Genomic DNA, 15,007 nt, shown 5'->3' on the forward strand with positions numbered 1-15,007 from the left:
CCGCGCGTCCCGGGCCGGCGGTCAGTCGTGGGGGCGGAGGCTGGCCTCTTCGAGGTCGAGTTCGTGCTGGATCCGGCGCCGGGTGGCGTTGCTGATCCTGTTGGCTTCGTAGAGGCGCTGGAGCTCGGCCTCCTCGATGGCGATGAGTGTCCGGCGAATCTCGCGGTAGGCGTCGGCAGGACGGGCGTCCGGGTCGCTGTAGTGGGCGTCTTCGACCTGGTGGATGCGCGCTTCCAGATGACGACGGGCCTGTTTCAAGGCGGCCTGCGCGGCGGCGCCCAGATCGGCGAGCTCATCCAGATCACCGAGCTGCTTGAGCTCTTCCAGCGCTGCGTGGGCGATGTGCCGGCGGGTCCGCGCCTCCTCGCGAGCGGTGTGCTCCGGTTCCAGGGCGATGCCGGAGCGGCGGACGACGGGGGCCAGGGTGAAACCCTGGAAGACGAGGGTGAGCGCGACGGTCCCGGTGGTGAGCGTGAGAATGAGTGCCCGGTGCGGCAGCGGCGCCCCCGTGTGGGTGACCAGGGGGATGGAGAGCGCGGCGGCCAGCGGCATGACGCCTCGGGTGCCCGCCCAGGACAGGACGGCCGGAACCCGCCACGAGAGGCGGCTGTCACCCTCCATGTGCCGGTGGTGGATCAGGGCGGACAGCGGGAAGATCCACAGCAGGCGGATCGCCAGCAGGGTGACGGCGATCACCGGGACCCACAGCGGCCAGCCGTGCTCGTCGCGCGCGAGATGGCGGACGGCCGAGGGGAGCTCGAGGCCGATCAGGGCGAAGACGACGCTCTCCAGCAGGAAGGTCACGGTGTCGTAGACGGCGTGGACCTGGAGGCGGACGGGCGCGTCGCTGAGCTTGTGGCCGGTGCTGCCGAGCACGACCCCGGACACGATGACGGCGGTCACACCGGAGGTGTGCGACTGCTCCGCGATGACGTAGGAGGCGTACGGGGTGACCAATGCGACGACGGTCTCCAGCATGGGGTCGTCGGTCCGTCTGAGGATCAGGGTCACCACCGCGGCGACCGCGGCGCCGATGAGGGCTCCTCCGCCCGCGAGGATCAGGAACTCCTCCACGGTCCCGGGCACGCTGACGGCGCTGCCGGTGACCGCGGTGACCACGGCGACCTTGTACAGGACCAGCGACGTGGCGTCGTTGAACAGGCTTTCCGCCTGCACCATGGCCTGGACGCGCGGGGGGAGAGACAGACGTCGGCCGAGCGCGGTGATGGCCACGGGGTCGGTGCTGGCCAGGACGGAGCCGAGGATGAGGGCGGTCGCGGCGGTGAGCGGAGTGATCGCGGCGGCCACGTACCCGACGGCGAGGGCCGAGGCGAGGACCAGGCCGAAGACGAGTCCGCTCACCGGCCTCCACACGGTGCGCAGGTCGCGGACGGAGATCTCCCCGGCCGAGGCGTAGAGCAGGGGAGGCAGCACCAGCACGTTGATCACTTGAGGTGGCAGACGGACCTCGGGAACCCAGGGCATCAGCCCGACGACCAGCCCGGCGATCACGAGGAGCGAGGGAGCGGGCATGCTCCAGCGCCGGGCACCGGTCGCCACGGCTGTGGCCAGGACCACGAGCAGCAGGACAACGGTCAGGCCGGTCATCGCGCGTCCCCGGTGTGTTGCGGTGTGTTACCACCCTCTGACCTGGTGCTTTATCAACGTAACCGACATCGGGCGGTGACGCAGCCGACGCGGGTGGCGGGCCCTCTCGAGGGGGTGCCCGCTCGCGACACCGCGTACGTCTCCCCCGCCGACGGTCAGTGTTCCTGGGCCGTGGGGCGCACCATGATCTCGTTGACCGCGACATGCGGGGGCTGAGTGATCATGAAGGTGATGGCACGGGCGATGTCCTCGGCATCCAGCCAGGCGGTCTGCGGCATGCCACGGGCGGCAGCGGCCCCGGGGCCGGCTGCCATCTCCGTCGCCGTCATACCCGGCTCGACCAGCCCCACCCTGACGCCCCTTCCCGTCACCTCCTGGCGCAGGGCCTCGCTGAACGCGCCCACCGCGTGCTTGGTCGCCGAATAGACACCGTTGTTCCCGCGCACCACCCGGCCCCCGACGGAGCTGACGTTCACGAGATCGGCGACACCGCGCGGGCCGTTCGCGGCCGCGCGGAGCAGGTGGGGCAACGCCGTCTGCGAAAGGTGCAGGACAGCGTTGAAGTTGAGATCGACCATCCGCTCCCAGTCCGCGGGGTCGCCCTCCCCGATGGTGCCCATGGCCACGTAACCGGCGTTGTTCACGAGCACGTCCAACCGCGTGAAGCGATCCGCGGCGTCCTCGACGGCCCGACGTGCCTGCGCCGCGTCTGCTAGGTCAGCGGTGAGGACGGCGCACGAGCCACCCCGGTCCCGGATCACCGCGGCCAGATCCTCCAGCCGCCCCGTGCGGCGGGCGACCACTGCCACGGCCGCGCCCTGCCGCGCCAGGGACAAGGCGGTGGCCGCACCGATGCCGCTCGACGCACCGGTCACCAGCGCCGCGCATCCCGCCAGTGGCGCATCGGCATCGGCGACGCCGGCGCCTGCCGCCGTAACGCCCTCGTCCGCCGCTTCCGCGCGCCCGGCGTTCGGATCCCTCACACTCATGGTCACCCTCACAGGTCATCCCGCCCGGGGCAGGCCGAGGTGGCGCGAGTCTCACCGCCACCCACCGGCGAGGTGCCGCCTGCTCTTCGAAGCTTGCACCACACGGTCCAGGACCGCCTCCGCGCATTCCTTCGACGGATGTGCTCGGCCGCCTCGAACGGGGCATCCGCGATGTGCCCCGTCTTCGGCCGGGTGTGGACGGGCCCCGCTGCGTCGCCGTCCGCCCGGCCGCCCGGGTGGTCGCCGGTCGACACTGTCGGGTGCGACACGAGTGGCGCCCCCGCTGTGCCGCACGTGCCCCCGTCCCCTCCTAGGCGGATGCCAGAACGCGGTCCAGCGCCGCCCAACCCGCTGGTCCCCACGCCGGCTTGCCACCCGGAAGACCACGGTCGCCGGCCCGACCCATGAGGATGAGGAAGAGGCTCTTCGCGGCAGCCAGCCCTCGCGCGCGCCGGATCATCGCCTCGTCCGCGTGCGCGTACGCGTCGAAGAACCGTGATGCCGCGCCCGCGGGGAGGAGCACCCATGCAGCCGCGAGATCGACCGCCGGATCTCCGGCGCACATGTCACCGAAGTCGATCACGCCCGACAGCGTCCCGTTCGAGACGACGACGTTCGCCGGGTGGAGATCGCCGTGCAGCCATACCGGCGCATCCTGCCGATCGGGGGCTGCAAGGGCCTCGTTCCAGACGTCGCGGACGTTCCGGGGGTCTACGCCGGCGCCACCGGAGACGACCTCCTCGAGCATCTTCTCGAAACCGTCCGTGAGCGTTTTGAGGGGAACACCGCGATCCTCACCGACCGGTGCATCTGCGGGTGCCTTCACATGGAGCGCCTTGAGGAAGTCCGCCAAGGCGTCGGCCGCGCTGTCGTGGCTGATCGGGGTGCGGTCCGCTGGTTCGCCGTGAACCCATGCCGCGATGGTCCATGGCCGCGGGAATCGTGCGGACGGTTCACCGATCCGCATGGGAGTGGGGACCGGTAGTGGAAGGCTCGGGGCCAGCGTCGGCAGCCACCGGTGCTCTTTGCGCAGGAGGGCGGGCGCCCGTTGCGTGCGCGGCATGCGCACAGCCAACTCGCCCCCGAGGCGCCACAGCTGGTTGTCCCAGCCGCCTGGCACCTCACGCAGGCCCAACTCCGCAAGGTCCGGATGCTGCTCTCGCACCAGGGAGTGCACCAAGTCGTTGTCGATCTCGAAGCTGTCCATGATCTCACTCAAGCATCGGTGGCGCTCGGCCACCGATGCTTGAGCACATACAGCCGCTGTAATTCAGCCGCGTCGGTTGAGCGACCTGGTCAGTTCCCGGTTGGGGTTGTCGCGCAGCTGCCCGAACCGGTCGATCACGCCCCACCAGGTCGTCCCGGCCGCCCTCATCGGCCGACCTGAGCTGGCGCCGGACGGGCATGTCCGCCCCGGAAGTGACCCGCCGCCGGCCGCCCCCCGGCCCTCGGAGCCTGGAGAGCCGGGGAGGTGACCGGTCGGATGGGATCCTCCGGACTCCTACGGCCAGGGGCTGGGTGCGGGAGGGGGCACCACCGCGGGCCGGTCGTCGCAGGTGATGGTGTTGGGCAGTTCCCACGGAGCGAGCCAGGAGCCGTTGCCGCCGCGGTCGGAGACGGTGAACTCCGAACCAGCCGGGGTGAAGTGGAACGATCCGCAGTTGTTGACGCTGACCGCGCCGACGTTGCGGGCCTGCACGTCCTCGAAACTCGCCGACCCCGCGGCGCGGGCGCTGACCACGGACGTGCCCGTACCGTCGACCTTGATGTCCTTGAAGTGCACGTTGGTGATCGAGTACTTGTCCTTCACCGGCCAGTCGGCGACGAACATCACCGCGTTGTAGGTGTTGTCGAGGAAGGAGTCGCCCACCACCTCGACATCCGCGCCGATGTCCTTCTCCAGGGCGTAGAACCAGATCGCCCCGAGTCCGATGTTCCAGTTGAGCTCGTAAGTACCGGCACGCACCGTGGTGTTGTCGGTGATCCACAGGTGGCCGGTGAAGGCTTCGGCGCCGAAACGGGAGCCGACCTGGATACCGCTGCCCTCCCGGATGGGGTCCGCGACGAGGTTGCCGGAGATGGTGTTGTCCGTTCCGCCGTACAGGGCGATGCCGTTGGCCAGCACCGGGGTCTGCACGGTGTTGTGGTCGAAGACGTCGCGCGCGTCCTCCGTCTTCTCCGACCACATGGCCAGGCCGTCGTCGCCGGTGTTCCGGATGAAGTTGTTGGAGACGAGGGAGTCGGTCACCCCGGTGTGGAAGTTGATGCCGTCGGCGATCTGGTCGGCGATCTGGTTGCCGGTGATCCGCAGGTTGCTCATGGGCCCGTCGAACCACATGCCCACCTTGGTGTGGTGGATGTACAGCCCCTCGATGGTCGAGTCGCTCAGTGCCCCGCCGATGCCGTTCACCTGATCGGTGTCGATCCGTTCGCGCACGTCGCCCTCGATGGCGAAGCCCGACAGGTGCACGTGGTGGCTGCCGCCCGCCGAGGCGTCCTTGCCGTAGAAGCCGACGCCGGTGTGGACCGAGCCGTCCGGGGCCGGTGCCGCGAGGGTGACCTGGTGGCCCTTGATGATCGTGTACCAGCTGCCGGCGCCCTCGATGGTGATGTCGTCGACGATGATGTGGCGGCTGACCTGGTACGTCCCCGGAGGGATGTAGACCTTCCGGTGTGCTCGTCCGGCGAAGGCGATGGCCTTGTCGATGGCGTCGGCGGAGTCGCGCCGTCCGCTGGGGTCCGCTCCGAAGGCCAGCACGTTGGCCGCGGACGGGTCCGCCTTCGGCGGAGCGACGAGTTGGGAGTCCATCAGGTCGATCACGGTGGCCGCGGCCACGCTGCGCCGCGGCACACGCAGCCGGATGTGCGCACCGGCCGGATAGGTACGGCCGAGCAACAGCCGCTGCTCGTCGTAGAAGTGGTTCGGCCGGAACGGCTTGGGAATCACCGGGGCCGGGGTGGTGGCGCTCGGCACGCAGCCGCACTCGGTGATCCACCAGTCGGGGTGCAGCACGTCGGCGGTGGGGTCGTTGGTGAAGGGATACAGGTTGTACAGCCAGGCGTACTGCGAGGTCAGCGTCATGGTGCTGCGGTGGCGCCCGTTCACGCTGACGTCGAGCGGGGCGGTGATCCCGCCGCCGGTCGAGGCGTCCGGGACGCTGTAGCGCACGGTGATGGCGTTGGCGGCACGCGGCAGCGTGAACTCGACGTACTGGCCGGGCGCGAGACTGACCGCGCTGCGGCCCGAAGCCTCGGCGGCGAGCGTGTACGGGGTGCGACCCGGCCCGATGACGGTGCCGTCGGTCGGGGCGTGTTCCGCCTCCTGCTCCAGGAAGCCGAGGTCTGCGCCGCGACCGGCTACCAGGGCGGGGTCGAGCCCGGCGCGGGTCACCGGCGTGGCCTGGGTCTCCCCGGCGGCACCGGCGGGCACTGCGGTGAGGCCGACCGTCGCCGTCACGACCGCCAGGGCCGCGGCGGCTCTTCGCCGCGCGCCGGTACGTCTGCTTGTGCGGTTCACTGCGCCTCGATTCTGTGGTGGAAAGGCGATGCATCCTCGCGGGAGCTGTGGGAAGGGGCGGGCCGCGCCGCTCACCTCGAGGAGCGGCGCGGCCCGGGTGCGGTCGGTGCCGCGTCCGGGTCAGGGCAGGCGCAGCCAGACCGCGGTATCGGTGGGCAGCTGTCCGTCCGTCAGCGGTGCGCTGCTGAGCAGGACCTGCCGGTGCGGTGGCAGCGGCGCCGGCTCCGGGCCCAGGTTGACGACGCAGCCGAAGCCGGCGTCGCGGGTGAAGGAGAGGACCTGAGGGCCGCTGGGAAGCCAGGTCATCTGCCCGTCGCCGAGTGCGGTCTCGCTCCGGCGCAGGCGCAGCGCCGTGCGGTACAGGCTCAGCATGCTGTCCCGGTCCGCCACCTGCCGCTCCGCCGTCATCGCCGACCAGTTCGGGGGCTGGGGCAGCCAGGGCCGGGTGCCGTCGGGGCCGAAGCCGAACGGCGGGACGTCGCCGCCCCACGGCAGCGGCACGCGGCAGCCGTCCCGGCCCGGGTCGGCTCCCCCGGTGCGGTGGAACATCGGGTCCTCGATGACCGAGTGCGGCAGGTCCTCGACCTCGGGCAGGCCGAGCTCCTCGCCCTGATAGAGGTAGACGGAGCCGGGCAGCGCCAGGCTCAGCAGCGCTGCCGCCCGGGCGCGCCGGGTGCCCAGTGCGAGGTCGGTGGGGGTGCCGTGGGTCTTGGCCGCGAAGTCGAACCCGGTGTCGGCACGGCCGTAGCGGGTGACGGTCCGGGTCACGTCGTGGTTGGCCAGCACCCAGGTGGCGGGTGCGCCGACGGGTGTGTGCACGGCGAGCGTGGTCGTGATCGCCTCGCGCAGCCGCGCGGCGTCCCAGGGACAGGTGAGGAAACCGAAGTTGAAGGCGGTGTGCAGCTCGTCGGGGCGCAGGTAGCGGGCGAAGCGCTCGGGGTCGGGCAGCCAGACCTCGCCGATGAGGGCGCGTGGCGGGGTGTAGGACTCGGCGACCTTGCGCCAGTCCCGGTACACGTCGTGGATCTCGTCGCGGTCCAGGTAGGGGTGCGGGTCCGCCCCGTCCACCAGGTCGGGAAGCTCCGGGTCCTTGATGACCTCGGCGGCGGAGTCGATGCGGACCCCTGCCGCGCCGCGGTCGAACCAGAAGCGCAGCACCTCCTCGTGCTCCCGGCGCACCTCGGGGTGCTGCCAGTTCAGGTCGGGCTGGGCGGAGGCGAAGCGGTGCAGGTACCACTGGCCGTCCGGGACGCGGGTCCAGGCGCTGCCGCCGAACTGGGACATCCAGTTGTTGGGAGGAAGTTCGCCGTTCGCGCCTCGGCCCTCACGGAACCAGAACCGGTCGCGCTCCGGTGAGCCGGGGCCTGCGGCGAGCGCCTCCTGGAACCAACGGTGCCGGTCGGAGACGTGGTTGGGGACGATGTCGACGATGGTGCGGATACCCGACGCCAGTGCCTCGGAGATCAGCTTCTCGGCCTCCCCCAGGGTGCCGAAGGCCGGGTGGATGGCCCGGTAGTCGGCCACGTCGTAGCCGCCGTCGGCCATAGGTGAGGCGTACCAGGGGGTGAACCAGAGCGCGTCGACACCGAGTTCGGCCAGATACGGCAGCCGGGACCGGACGCCTGCCAGGTCGCCCACCCCGTCGCCGTCCGCGTCGGCGAAGCTGCGCACGTAGATCTGGTAGATCGCGGCGCCACGCCACCACTCGTGGGGTTGGTGCACGGTAGAAGTCTCCTCTGGAGATGGTTCAGCCCTTGAGGCTGCCTGCGGTGAGCCCGGACATGATGTTGCGTTGGAAGATCAGGAAGAAGACCACCGTCGGCACGGCGGAGATGGCCGAGGCGGCGATCAGCACGTTCTCCGGCACGCCCAGGGAGAGCGAGTAGATGCCGGCGTTGAGCGTCTGCCTGGTCGGGTCGGGCTCGGCCAGCAGGGGCCAGAGGAAGTCCTTCCACACGTTGACCAGGGCGAAGATGGACACCACGCCGATGATCGGCCGGGACATGGGCAGCACGATGGAGAGCAGTGTGCGCAGCGGTCCGGCACCGTCGATGGCGGCGGAATCGAGCAGTTCCTGGGGCACCGAGTCGAAGAAGCGCTTCAGCAGGTAGATGTTGAAGGCGTTGGCCACCGACGGGAGCCAGATCGCCCATGGAGAGTTGAGCAGGTTCTGGTGGATCAGCGGCAGGTCCAGCACGGTCAGGTACTGCGGGACGACCAGCACCATGGCTGGGATCATGAGAGTGGCCAGCATCAGGCCGAGGACGGCGTTGCCGAGCACCGGCCGTAGTTTGGACAGCGAGTAGGCCGCGGCGACGTCCAGGACGAGCTGGAAGGCCAGCGCCCCGAAGGCGTACCAGATCGTGTTGAGCAGCAGGTGGGCGATGTTGAGGCGAGTCCACGCGTCGCTGTAGTTCGAGGCCTCGATGTGGTGCGGGTAGAAGGTGGGCGGGGTCTGGATGGACTCGGTGGTGCCCTTGAGCCCGCCCGACACCAGCAGGTAGAGGGGGCCCAGGAAGACCAGCGTGAAGGCGACGACGATCAGGATCAGCACCGCGCGGTAGAGCGTGCGGTTCAGCTGGGCCGGATTGACCAGGGTGCGGGTGTCGCTCATGACTCCAGCCTCCGGTTGAGTCGCACGTAGATCACCGAGAACCCGGCGAGCACCAGCAGCAGGAGCAGGCCGAGGGCGCAGGCGGCGCCGTAGTTGGAGAAGTTGAAGGCGTACTGGTAGATCAGGTAGACGACGGTGGTGGTCGAACCCTCCACCCCCTGGCCGCCGTTGGTGAGGATGAAGGGCTCGACGAACACCTGCATGGTGGCGACGATCTGAAGCATCAGCATCAGCGAGAGGATGAGCCGGGTCTGCGGGATCGTCACGTGCCAGACGCGGCGCAGCAGTCCGGCTCCGTCCAGTTCGGCGGCCTCGTAGAGCTCCCCGGGTATGTTCTGCAGCGCCGCCAGGTAGATCAGCGTGGCGCTGCCCATGTTCATCCAGGTGGAGGCGATGACGACGGCGAGCATCGCCGTGTTCGGGGACTGCAGCCAGCCGGAGGTGGGCAGGTGCAGCAGTTGCAGGGAGCGGTTGATCAGGCCGTACTCGGGGTTGTACAGGTACTTGAACAGCAGCAGCGAGGACACCGGCGGAAGCATGACCGGGAGGTACACCAGGATCCTCAGGTAGCCGCGCGCGTGCCGCAGTTCGTTCATCACCACAGCCATGACGAACGGCAGCGCGAACCCGAACAGCAGGGCCAGGCCGGTGAATTCGGCGGTGTTGCGCCAGGCCGGCCAGAAGCTGGGATCGTGCACGATCTGGTTGAGGTTGTGCAGGCCGACCCAGGTGGTTCTGCCCGCCCTGGCCTTCTGGAAGCTCATGATCACTTCGCGGACCATGGGATACCACTGGAAGCAGGCGAAGCAGAGCACCGCGCCGATCAGGAAGCCGTGTGCGGTGAGGTTGCGCTGTACGGACCTGCGCAGTGCCCCGGCCCGACCGGCCGCCCTGGCGGGCGGCGCGTCGGTTCCGGAGGATGCGGTCACGACCGCCATCGTCGATCTCCTTGGAAGGCTGCTCGTCCCGGGCCTGGCGGCCCTTGCGACTACTGGGCGTTGGCGAGGACCTGGTTGACCTGCTGCTCGGCGGTGTCCAGCAGCTTCTGCAGGTCGGCGTTGGGGTTCGTCAGCGTGGACGCCATTGCCGTGTCGAGGATCTTGTAGATGGCCTGGGCGTTGCCGGGTTCGGTCACGCCGGGGACGTTGGCCTTGACGAAGGACTCGAAGGCCTGCACCGACATGGTGGCGTTGGCGGCCTTGAGCTGGGCGTCCTTGGTGGCGGTGGCGCCCTGGAACAGCTGCGGCTGGGGCAGTCCGACCGCCTGGCCGGAGGACTTGGAGCGGGTGTAGTTGTACTGCTGGCCCTGGCCCTCCGTCAGCCAGAGGTAGCTGAGCAGCTGGATCCCGGCCTTGATCTGCTCGGGGGTGTCCTTCACGTTGAACATGTAGTCGTCGCCGCCGGTGAGGGTGCCGGCGCCGGGTCCGCTCTGGCCGGGGATCGGGCCCATGCCGAAGTCCTCGTAGTGGGCGCCGAGGCTCTGCACCATGTAGGTGATGTCGTCAGGGGCGGCGATGTACATCCCCAACTTGCCCGCGGCCATCTGCTTCTGGAGGTCGCCCCACTTGTACAGCTGGGTACTGCCCATGACGTTGTCGCCGAAGCGGAGCTTGTGCAGGTTCTGCAGCACGGCCAGGCCCTGGGGGTTGTTGAAGGCCGCCTTGGTGCCGTCGTCGCTCACCATCCGGCCGCCCTGGGCGTAGATCTCGGCGGTGAAGTGCCAGCCGCCGTTGTTTCCCGCGCTGTAGTCGCCGTAGCCCGCGATGCCCTTGCCCACGGCGGCGATCTTCTTGGCGTCGGCCTCCACCTCGGCCCAGGTCTGGGGCGGCTGGTCGGGGTTGAGCCCGGCCTTCTGGAAGAGCTTCCGGTTGATGATCATGCCCATGGTGTAGTTGGTGCGCGGAATGCCGTAGATCTTCCCGTCGGCCTTCTGGGTGTCCCACACCGAGGACATGATGTCGTTCTTGACCGGCAGGTTCTCGGGGGTGACGTACTTCGTGATGTCGGCCGCCTGGCCGGCGTCCAGGACCTGCTGCTTGTCGGTGAAGTAGGTGTAGAAGACGTTGGGCTCGGTGCCGCCCTTGAGCGCGGCGGTGAACAGTTCAGGGGTCTCGCACGGGAACGTGTCGATGCTCTTCACCGTGATGTTCGGGTGCAGCTTCTCGAAGGCCGCGATGTCGTCGGCCCACTGCTTGCGCTGCGTCGGGCGGCTGGTCGGCGGGGCACAGTCGATGGAGATGGTGACCTTGCCGTTGCTCGACTTGTTACCGCCGCCGGAGGAGCTGGAACAGGCGGCAGCGGTCAGGGTGAGAGCGCCGGCGATCAGCAGCGCTGCGGATCTGCGCATGGGTGGAAGACCCCTTCATGGGCGGAGTGCGTGGGATGTGGCGCGCCTCACTTAAGCACCGACCCGGTCGGCACCGCAATATCTCGACGGTACTTTGCAAGAACTGAACGCTAATCCGTGATGTGACGAGCCACAAACAACGCAAGGGCCGCACCCCATGGGGGTACGACCCTTGCCGGGGCAGCGAGTTGGCGCCCCGTCAGCTGCCGGGCTCTCTCCGTGCCAGACCGGTCGATCCGCGCACCACGAGCTCCGGCTCGAAGAGCAGCTCGTCGTGGGTGACCTTGGCGCCGGCCAGCTCTCCCACGAGCAGTTCCACGGCGGCGCGGCCCATCGCCTCGATGGGCTGGCGGATGGTGGTCAGCGGCGGATCGGTGCACGTCATGAACGAGGAATCGTCGTAGCCGATGATCGACACATCCCCGGGCACGTCGAGCCGGCGCCTGCGGGCAGCGCGTACGGCCCCCAGGGCCAGCGGGTCCGAGGCACAGATGATGCCGGTGACGCCCTGCTGCAGCAGGCGCGCGGCCGCGGCCTGACCACCCTCCAGGGAGAACAGCGCGTGTGCGACGTCCGCCTCGTCGAGCTCCAGCCCGGCCCTCTCCAGTACCGTGTGAGCCGCCGCCAGCTTGCGCCGCGACGGCATGTGATCGGGCGGCCCGAGCACCAGGCCGATCCGCCGGTGGCCCAGGGACAGCAAGTGCCCGGCACCCTGTTCCACCGCGACCGCGTCGTCGCAACTGACCTGGGGGAAGTCCAGGTCGGGTATGGCGGCGTTCATCAGCACCGTCGGCAGACCGCGGCGGTACAGCCGCTCGTAGTGCTCGTGCGGGGACTCGGCCTGGGCGTACAGCCCGCCGAAGAAGATCACGCCCGAGACCTGCTGCTGGAGCAGCAGTTCCACGTAGTCGGCCTCGGAGACGCCACCCGCCGTCTGCGTGCACAGCACCGGCGTGAAGCCCTGCTGCGCCAGCGCACTGCTGACCACCTCGGCGAAGGCGGGGAAGATGGGGTTCTGCAGCTCCGGCAGGACCAGCCCGACCAGCCTCGAGCGCTCGCCCCGCAGTTGGGTCGGGCGCTCGTAGCCGAGCACGTCCAGGGCGGTCAGCACGGCCTCGCGGGTCTGCTCGGAGACACCGGGCTTGCCGTTGAGCACCCGGCTCACCGTCGCCTCGCTGACCCCGACTTTCCTGGCCACCTCGGCAAGTCGTCGTGTCATGACTCAAGCCTAGGGCATGATCCGCAATCCACTTACGGCCTCGTGTAAAAATTCGTCAGTCTTTGCAGCAAGAACGTCAGGCCGGCTACGGCAAGAACGCGCCATCTGAGGGACGATCCGGCGCCGGGACGGACGCACTGTCCCCAGGGACGCCGGACTTCTTGCCACGCCGACGCGACCAGGAGGCTGTAGATCGGGAACTTACAAGAAAAAGCAAGGTCGAAACAGAGTCTGATCGGAATATTGCTCGGGTCTGTCCGAGCCAATACGGTGCTGCACGCGCCGCCGCCTGTGATCGAATCCCCCCGCTCCACCTGTTGGCACCTGCACCACCTTGCCCGGCCAACGAAGGGCCGGCGAAGCGCTGCGTCGTGCTCAAAGGGCACCTGACCGCGGGCACCCCACCCGACGGCGGCACGCCTCACGACGGCTTCGCCCTGGGCGGCAGCGGCGCACTGCCGGTCGCCACCGGCGTCCTCCTGACGGCGCCCTCGGCATGGGCCGCCGCCGCCACCGGCGGCAGCGGTGCCGCCCTGCCCTACGTCGAGGTCCAGGCGGAGAACGCCGCCGCCAACGGCAGCGTCATCGGTCCCAGCTACACCCCAGGGCCGGCTCGCCGACGAAGGCTCCTACCGCAAGGCGGTGACGCTGAAGGGGGCGGGCAAGTACGTCACCTTGACCACTCCGGTGGCCGCGAACTCGATCGACTTCCGGTACAGCATCCCGGACGGCTCGGACGGGTCGGTCTACAACGCGCCGCCGTCCCTGTACGTCAACGGCACCAAGCAGAGTAACTTCACCCTGACCAACGCATACAGCTGGTTCTACGGCCTTCGCCGACTTCGAGCAGGTCGGTGCCTCGCTGACGCAGCCGGCCGGCTCGGTGTCCGTGACCGGCAAGGGCGTGGACGCCAGCGGAGTCAACGACTCGAACAGCGCCTTCAACGCGGCGATCAGCGCCGCAGGCGCCGGTGGCACCGTGTGGATGCCCCCGGGCACGTACAAGATCCCGGGCCACATCGCGGTGGACAACGTGACGATCGCCGGTGCCGGTATGTGGTACTCGACGGTCACCGGGTCGGCGCCGGGCTTCTACGGCAACTCCGCGCCGTCGCCGAGCACCGGCGTGCACCTGCAGATCTTCGCGATCTCCGGTGACGTCCAGGACCGCAACGACAGCGCGCGCAGGTGAACGGCATCGGCGGCGCGATGAGCAACTCCACCGTGTCCGGAGTGTGGATCGAGCACGAGAAGGTCGGCGCCTGGATGGACGGGCCGATGGACGGCCTGACCTTCAGCGGCATGCGGGTCCGCGACACCACCGCCGACGGCGTCAACTTCCACGGCGGCGTGACCAACTCCAAGGTCACGGGCAGCGACATCCGCAACACGGGCGACGACGGCATCGCGACCTGGGCTGACGCCGGCATCGGTGCCGACGCCAACGACACCAACTCCGACAACACGGTGCAGCTGCAGATGCTCGCCAACGCATCGCGATCTACGGCGGGCACGACAACACCGTGAGCGGCAAACCTTGTGCAGGACACCGGCATCACCCAGGGTGGCGGCTTCCCCGTCGGACAGCGCTTCAGCTCCACCCCGGTCGGCACCACGACCATCTCCGACAACACGCTGATCCGTAACGGAAGCCTCGACCCCAACTGGCAGTTCGGGGTCGGCTCGCTGTGGTTCGACGGCAGTCAGGGGGCCATCGACGGCCCGGTCAACGGGACCGACGCGCTGATCCAGCAGAGCCCCTATGAGGCGATCCAGTGGGTCGAGGGCACCGTCAGCGGTGTCAACCTCAACAACGTGACCATCGCCGGGACCGGCGCCTTCGCGCTCGAGGAGCAGACCGGCGGCTCGGGGAGCTTCACCGACGTCACCGCGACCGGCGTCAACGGGCCCGCACCCGTCTACGGCTGCGAGGGCGGCAACTTCACGGTGACCGACGGCGGCGGCAACTCGGGCATCGGAGGCACCGCGTACTGCGGCGGGTGGCCCACCCCGGTCTACCCGCCCCACCCTGCCAGCACGGTCACCGTCTCCCCGAGCGCGCTGAACTTCGGCTCGCAGGCCGGCGGTACGACCAGCGCGGCGCAGACCGTGACGGTCTCCAACCCGACCGGCTCGTCCGCGCCCGTCTCCTCCATCACCACCAGCGGCGACTTCGCCCAGACCGACACCTGCGGCGGCGCCATCGCGGCGAACGGCTCGTGCACCGTCAGCGTCACCTTCACGCCGACGGCGACCGGCACCCGCACCGGAACGCTGACCGTCGGCGCGGGCGGCACCACCAACACCGTCAGCCTGACCGGCACCGGCGCCGCCGCCGGCCCTGTGCTGAGCGCCGGCCCGGCGAACCTGTCCTTCCCCGGCACGGTGGTCGGCTCCTCCGCCGGCGCGAAGACCGTGACCCAGACGTACGCCTCGTCGAACGTCACCGACGGCAACCAGTCCACCTACTGGGAAAGCGCCAACAACACCTTCCCGCAATGGGTCCAGGTGGACCTCGGCTCCCAGCAGAGCGCCGACCGGGTGGTCCTCCAGCTGCCCGCGGGCTGGGGCTCGCGCCACCAGACGCTGTCGCTGCTCGGCAGCACCGACGGCACCGCCTTCTCCACCGTCAAGGCATCGGCCACGTACACCTTCGACCCCGCCACCGGCAACACGGTCACCATCACGTTCCCCGCGACCGCCCAGCGAACCC

9 protein-coding genes and 1 pseudogene are annotated in these 15,007 nt (G+C 69.4%); 1 reads left to right on the forward strand and 9 read right to left on the reverse strand.

Annotated elements, in window-relative coordinates; genetic code table 11:
- Positions 1-21: 21 nt before the first annotated feature.
- The 9 genes from AB0L59_RS27210 to AB0L59_RS27250 all read right to left on the reverse strand — a co-directional run bounded on the left by AB0L59_RS27210 (position 22) and on the right by AB0L59_RS27250 (position 12,294).
- Positions 22-1,608, reverse strand: a complete 1,587-nt coding sequence (locus tag AB0L59_RS27210; RefSeq protein WP_365588537.1) for a Na+/H+ antiporter — start codon at positions 1,606-1,608, stop codon at positions 22-24.
- A gap of 155 nt (positions 1,609-1,763) precedes the next feature.
- Complete coding sequence (locus tag AB0L59_RS27215) at positions 1,764-2,597, reverse strand: SDR family NAD(P)-dependent oxidoreductase (protein WP_365588540.1); 834 nt, start codon at positions 2,595-2,597, stop codon at positions 1,764-1,766.
- Between the two features lie 310 nt (positions 2,598-2,907).
- Entirely contained in the window at positions 2,908-3,804 is an 897-nt protein-coding gene (locus AB0L59_RS27220) for an aminoglycoside phosphotransferase family protein (protein WP_365588543.1), read from the reverse strand.
- 294 nt (positions 3,805-4,098) lie between these two features.
- A complete protein-coding gene (locus tag AB0L59_RS27225) occupies positions 4,099-6,027 on the reverse strand; it encodes a glycosyl hydrolase family 28-related protein (protein ID WP_365588811.1) in 1,929 nt (642 codons plus the stop codon).
- A gap of 207 nt (positions 6,028-6,234) precedes the next feature.
- On the reverse strand, positions 6,235-7,836 hold the full coding sequence (locus AB0L59_RS27230; protein WP_365588546.1) for a glycoside hydrolase family 13 protein: 1,602 nt from the start codon (positions 7,834-7,836) through the stop codon (positions 6,235-6,237).
- 25 nt (positions 7,837-7,861) lie between these two features.
- Positions 7,862-8,728: a carbohydrate ABC transporter permease gene (locus tag AB0L59_RS27235; protein WP_365588549.1), complete on the reverse strand. Its 867-nt coding sequence runs from the start codon at positions 8,726-8,728 to the stop codon at positions 7,862-7,864.
- Positions 8,725-9,666 (reverse strand): sugar ABC transporter permease, encoded by a 942-nt coding sequence (locus tag AB0L59_RS27240; RefSeq protein WP_365588552.1) that lies wholly within the window; start codon positions 9,664-9,666, stop codon positions 8,725-8,727. The genes AB0L59_RS27235 and AB0L59_RS27240 overlap by 4 nt, the downstream gene beginning before the upstream one ends.
- A 50-nt stretch (positions 9,667-9,716) precedes the next feature.
- Positions 9,717-11,075 (reverse strand): extracellular solute-binding protein, encoded by a 1,359-nt coding sequence (locus tag AB0L59_RS27245; protein WP_365588555.1) that lies wholly within the window; start codon positions 11,073-11,075, stop codon positions 9,717-9,719.
- Between the two features lie 199 nt (positions 11,076-11,274).
- Complete coding sequence (locus tag AB0L59_RS27250; protein WP_365588557.1) at positions 11,275-12,294, reverse strand: LacI family DNA-binding transcriptional regulator; 1,020 nt, start codon at positions 12,292-12,294, stop codon at positions 11,275-11,277.
- 488 nt (positions 12,295-12,782) lie between these two features.
- Between AB0L59_RS27250 and AB0L59_RS27255 the strand changes: the two are divergent.
- Positions 12,783-14,994: pseudogene (locus AB0L59_RS27255) on the forward strand (choice-of-anchor D domain-containing protein); the annotation flags it as partial.
- Positions 14,995-15,007: the final 13 nt, after the last annotated feature.

Origin of the sequence: Streptomyces sp. NPDC052109, from assembly GCF_040680195.1 — a bacterium.
Taxonomy (GTDB): Bacteria; Actinomycetota; Actinomycetes; order Streptomycetales; family Streptomycetaceae; genus Streptomyces.

Coding starts and splice junctions, on each gene's coding strand:
- AB0L59_RS27245 (WP_365588555.1), bottom strand. CDS start 11,075: ATGCGCAGATCCGCAGCGCTGCTGATCGCCGGCGCTCTCACCCTGACC.
- AB0L59_RS27215 (WP_365588540.1), bottom strand. CDS start 2,597: ATGAGTGTGAGGGATCCGAACGCCGGGCGCGCGGAAGCGGCGGACGAG.
- AB0L59_RS27240 (WP_365588552.1), bottom strand. CDS start 9,666: ATGGCGGTCGTGACCGCATCCTCCGGAACCGACGCGCCGCCCGCCAGG.
- AB0L59_RS27235 (WP_365588549.1), bottom strand. CDS start 8,728: ATGAGCGACACCCGCACCCTGGTCAATCCGGCCCAGCTGAACCGCACG.
- AB0L59_RS27220 (WP_365588543.1), bottom strand. CDS start 3,804: ATGGACAGCTTCGAGATCGACAACGACTTGGTGCACTCCCTGGTGCGA.
- AB0L59_RS27250 (WP_365588557.1), bottom strand. CDS start 12,294: ATGACACGACGACTTGCCGAGGTGGCCAGGAAAGTCGGGGTCAGCGAG.
- AB0L59_RS27210 (WP_365588537.1), bottom strand. CDS start 1,608: ATGACCGGCCTGACCGTTGTCCTGCTGCTCGTGGTCCTGGCCACAGCC.